This window comes from Nocardiopsis prasina DSM 43845 (genome assembly GCF_000341265.1).
Classification (GTDB): Bacteria; Actinomycetota; Actinomycetes; order Streptosporangiales; family Streptosporangiaceae; genus Nocardiopsis; species Nocardiopsis prasina.
Window position 1 is genome coordinate 1 of the sequence record NZ_ANAE01000019.1, and the last position, 4,388, is coordinate 4,388.

General features: G+C 70.1%; 5 protein-coding genes. 2 read left to right on the forward strand and 3 right to left on the reverse strand.

The features are described 5' to 3' along the window. Both D452_RS0100970 and ectA read right to left on the reverse strand, forming a co-directional pair. The coding region (locus D452_RS0100970; RefSeq protein ID WP_017542310.1) for a diaminobutyrate--2-oxoglutarate transaminase at positions 1-785 on the reverse strand (785 nt) is incomplete at its 3' end. Positions 786-877: 92 nt separating this feature from the next. After that, positions 878-1,492: a diaminobutyrate acetyltransferase gene (gene ectA, locus D452_RS0100975; RefSeq protein WP_017542311.1), complete on the reverse strand. Its 615-nt coding sequence runs from the start codon at positions 1,490-1,492 to the stop codon at positions 878-880. 737 nt (positions 1,493-2,229) lie between these two features. On the opposite strand from ectA, the gene D452_RS0100980 reads away from it, so the two are divergent. Beyond that, entirely contained in the window at positions 2,230-2,496 is a 267-nt protein-coding gene (locus D452_RS0100980; protein WP_017542312.1) for a WhiB family transcriptional regulator, read from the forward strand. A gap of 277 nt (positions 2,497-2,773) precedes the next feature. Next, the gene (locus D452_RS0100985; protein ID WP_017542313.1) at positions 2,774-3,442 is read left to right on the forward strand and encodes a copper resistance protein CopC; all 669 of its coding nucleotides are present in this window, start codon (positions 2,774-2,776) and stop codon (positions 3,440-3,442) included. A gap of 148 nt (positions 3,443-3,590) precedes the next feature. On the opposite strand, the gene D452_RS0100990 is transcribed toward D452_RS0100985, so the two are convergent. Then, positions 3,591-4,352 (reverse strand): PP2C family protein-serine/threonine phosphatase, encoded by a 762-nt coding sequence (locus tag D452_RS0100990; RefSeq protein ID WP_017542314.1) that lies wholly within the window; start codon positions 4,350-4,352, stop codon positions 3,591-3,593. Positions 4,353-4,388 lie beyond the last annotated feature (36 nt).

Below are 4,388 nucleotides of genomic sequence, written 5' to 3' on the forward strand. Positions count from 1 at the left end.
AGGGTGACGATGTCGGGCGTGACGCCGGCGTGCTCGAAGCTGAAGAACGGGCCGGTGCGACCGCAGCCCATCTGGATGTCGTCGACGATGAACAGCATGTCGTACTCGTGGCAGACCTCCTGGAGGCCGCGCAGCCACTCGGCGCTTGCGACGTTGATGCCGCCCTCGCCCTGCACCGTCTCGACGATGACCGCCGCGGGCGCGTCCAGGCCGCTGCCGCTGTCCTCCAGCATGCTGCGGAACCACAGGAAGTCGGGCGTCTGACCGTCCATGTACTTGTCGAAGGGCATGGTGGTCGAGTGGCTCAGCGGAACGCCGGCCCCGCTGCGCTTCATGGAGTTGCCGGTGACCGCCAGGGCGCCCAGGGTCATGCCGTGGAACCCGTTGGTGAAGCTGATCACGGTCTCGCGCCCGGTGTATTTGCGGGCGAGCTTGAGGGCCGCTTCGACGGCGTTGTTGCCAGCGGGGCCGGGGAACTGGACCTTGTAGTCGAGTCCGCGCGGATCGAGGATCTTCTCGCCGAACGTCGACAGGAAGTCGCGTTTGGCGCTGGAGTACGCGTCGAGGCTGTGCACGATCGCGTCGCTCATCAGGTAGTCGATGAGTTTGGATTTCAGTTCCGGGTTGTTGTGCCCGTAGTTGAGGGAGCCCGCACCCGCGAAGAAGTCGAGGTAGGGACGCCCCGATTCGTCGTAGACGTAGCTGCCCCGCGCCTCGTTGAAGACGACCGGCCAGCTACGGCAGTAGCTGCGGACTTCGGATTCGAGGCGTTCGAAGATCTCCATTGTGAGTTCCTTGAGTCCTTTCCCCATCGTGGGCTCACCGTGTGTGTGGCGCGTGGGGGTCGGGGTTGTTCAGCTCTGGTGTGAGTGGGCTGTCAGATATCGGCGGACGTGCTGCGGTCGGCGCCCGGACGGCCCAGCGGGCCGATCCGGACGAGGTCCTCGGGTTCGTGGCCCTCGCCGTCGTCAGCCGGGAAGTGCTCGCTTCCGAACAGCGGGCTCCACACCGCCGTGCATTCCCTGGACCGGGCAAAGGATTCGAACAACGCGCGGGATGCGGCGTTGTCCGGTGTCACCGTGGCCTCCAGGTAGGTAAGCCCGAGTTCGGCGATCCGGTCGCCGATGTGGTCGAGCATGCGCCGTGCCAGCCGGCGTCCGCGGAAGCCGGGGTCCACGCCCACCTGCCACAGGAAGTACGTTTCAGGATAGGCGGGACGGACGAATCCGGTAACGAAACCGCGCGGATTGTGCTCGCTGTCACGTGCGATGACGCTGGTCGCGGCGAAGTCCCGGCTCCACAGCGTGTAGGCGTAGGGCGAGTTCATGTCGAGCCCGGAATCGCGGGCCAACCGCCACAGGTCGGGGCCGTCGGCGACGGTCGGCTCTTGCAGGAGCAGGCCGTCGGAAGCCGCCGGGCCGCCGACTACAGCGGGCTGATCCCCGGGGTCGGACACGGCGCTGGTCTCGTCATCGCTCTGTTCGTCAGGCACGTCGATGGAACATAGCGAACGTTTCTGAGCAGCGTTTCCAGCTTCCGAACGGCGTATGTTTCAGCACTGTTTCAGCGGGTATGGCCTGTCTATTTGGTCCCGGTCGTCACTTTGCGTCGCCGTCGGGGGCGTCGATACGCGCACCGGGGAAGTACCGCTCACGCCATGCTCACCAGGGGGTTCGGACCGCCGTCCGGGAGCACCGGCGGAGGGGGTCGGTGCTGCGCGCCAGAGGCGATTGTGCCTGCTCTCGGGCGAACGCAGGGGGACGCACAGCGAATTTTACGAGTGCATTAAGTCACACGGATTCGGGTGAATCCTCGCGACATTGCCGCTCCGGCGAACCCGCCGGCGGCGAACGGCAGCGACCCCCGCGCTCGCGGGGTTTCCCGCCTCGCCGGCCCCGCCCGTCCCGCAGAGGCGCCGATGCGGGCGATCCGGCGGTGTGCGGACGGGAGGCGCCGCGATCGGCGGGGTAGCGGGCGCGGCGGACGCGCAGCACCCTCCGCGCTCTCCGCGGACCGCGGGAATCGGCACCGGAAGCGCCCGCGGACTTGAAGCGGAGCGAAGAATTTTGGCAGGCTTTTCGTAGTACGACCATCCGTAGTACTACGATGGGTCGCATCGCAATGGGGCGACGGCCACCGCCGCTCCGTGCTGCGACCAGACACGTCCTCCGCGCGGCACCCGGCCGACACGCTCCCGCGCGGGGACCGGCCAGGGAACGGAGGCTCCTGGTGAACCGCCTTTACCACGAAAGCGAAGACTGGGTCGCCCAAGGCGCATGCCGCCAGTACGACCCCGAACTCTTCTTCCCCGTCAGCACGACAGGCCCCGGGCAGAACGACGCCGACCTCGCCAAGGCCATCTGCCGCACCTGCCGCGTCCGGGCCGAGTGCCTGAACTGGGCGCTGAGCGTCGGCGAGCCGCACGGAGTCTGGGGAGGCACCACACCGGAGGACCGCCGCTACATGCGCCGCGAGCCGCTGCCGATGGCTTCCTGACGGCCCGCCCTCCCCTCGTCCCGGCTCTGCGGAACCGCCGCAGCACGGCTGCGGACGCACCGCCCGGCGCACCCCCGGAGCACAGGGGCAGCAGGGGCACGGAGGCACGCGCGGCGCCGCCGGGGAAGCGCCGACTGTATAGGTTGAGGGGCCGTACGGCCCCGGTCCGTACCCGGTCCGCGACGGCGGAACGGGTACGCATACGCCGTGCCGCCCCGCGACGGGCACCTCCCGCCCGGAGGCCTGTCCCCATCCCCGTCCCTAAGGAACCCCTCCGATGACCCTGGACATGCCCGCAGCGCTCCGCACACCCCCGCAGCAGCGGCTCCCCGCGCGGATGCGGCGCCCGGCGGTCGCCGCCGCGGCCCTGCTCGGCTCCCTGGCGCTGGCGACCGCGACGGCGCCGCCCGCCCTCGCCCACGACACTCTGCTCGGCTCCACTCCGGAGGACGGCGACGAGCTGGACACCGCCCCCGGAAAAGTGGAGCTGACCTTCAGCGACGACATCGGCGACGGCGGCAACGCCATCGTGGTCACCGGCCCCGACGGGGCCGACTACGAGGAGGGCGAGGTCGAGATCGAGGGCCCGGACGCCTCCGTGGGCCTGCGGGACCTGCCCGCCGCAGGCGAGTACACCGTCGCCTACCGGATCGTGTCCTCCGACGGCCACGCGCTGGAGGACGAGCTCGCGTTCTCCGTCACCGACGAGGCCGTCGCCGGTACCGGATCCTCTCCCGAGGCCCAGGAGTCCGCGCCGCAGGACGGCGACGGCGCCGACGGCTCGGGAGACGGCGCGGACGCGGACGAGTCGCCTCCGGCCCGGTCGCCGACCGATCCGTCCGTGCTGGGCCCGGTCGGCGGCGTCGTGGCTGGAATCGCCGTCATCGCCCTGATCGCCATCCTGCTCATCCGCATGCGCAACCGCCCCGGCGGCACGGACGACTGAAAGAACCCCGGGAACCGCTCCGATCGAGGGGTGCGGCGCCGGAGCGGAAAGCGCGTAGCGCGTGCTCCGGTGTACCGCACTCCCCGGAGCACCCCGGCCGGACGTATTCCGAGGGGTGCCTCGGGGCCGCAGGCGGACTCAGGCGGCCTCAGACGCGGCGGGCCAGCATGATGCTGATGTTGTCGCGGCCGCCGGCCTCCATGGCCGCCTGCCACAGGCCGTGCACGGCACCCTCGTCGCTTCCGGCCTCGGCGATGAGGCGCTCCATCTCCGCCACCGTCACCAGGTCCGAGAGGCCGTCGCTGCACATCAGCCACGCGCTGGGGTCCGGCTCGTGGTCGCGTCCCACGTGCGGCAGCATCGCGGTGCTGCCGCTTCCGCCCAGCGACTGGGTGATGAAGTTCGTGGTGACCGGTTTGCCGTCGTCGGAGGGGGGCAGCGGTGGAGAGTCGTCCTCGGAGAGCTGGCGCAGCCGGGTCCCCTCCAGCCGGTAGGTGCGCGAGTCGCCCACGTTGAACCAGAAGTTGCCGTCGGTGTTGAGGAGCAGGCCCGCGACCGTCGTCCCCATGCCGGAGAACTCCGCATGCTGGGTGGCGTGGTCCTTGATCTCCTCGTCGATGTTCTTCAGCAGGACGTCGACGTCGTCGGGGCTCACCAGCCGCGGGCTCATCTCCGCCATGCGGTGCACGGCGTGCTCCGAGGCGATCTCGCCCGCCGCGTGGCCGCCCAGGCCGTCGGCGACGGCCAGGATCACCGGCTCGGTGACCGGCAGGACGCACCGCGCCGGGAGGGTCATGTTGGCGCTGGCGACCGTGAGCGCGCCCATGACCACGGCGTCCTCGTTGGCCGTGCGTACAGCGCCCCGGTGTGTGAGGGCCGTGACCGTGACTTCCCCACCAGCGACACCCATACGCCCAACCTCCTGTTTCAACGGCAGTGGCTGGCC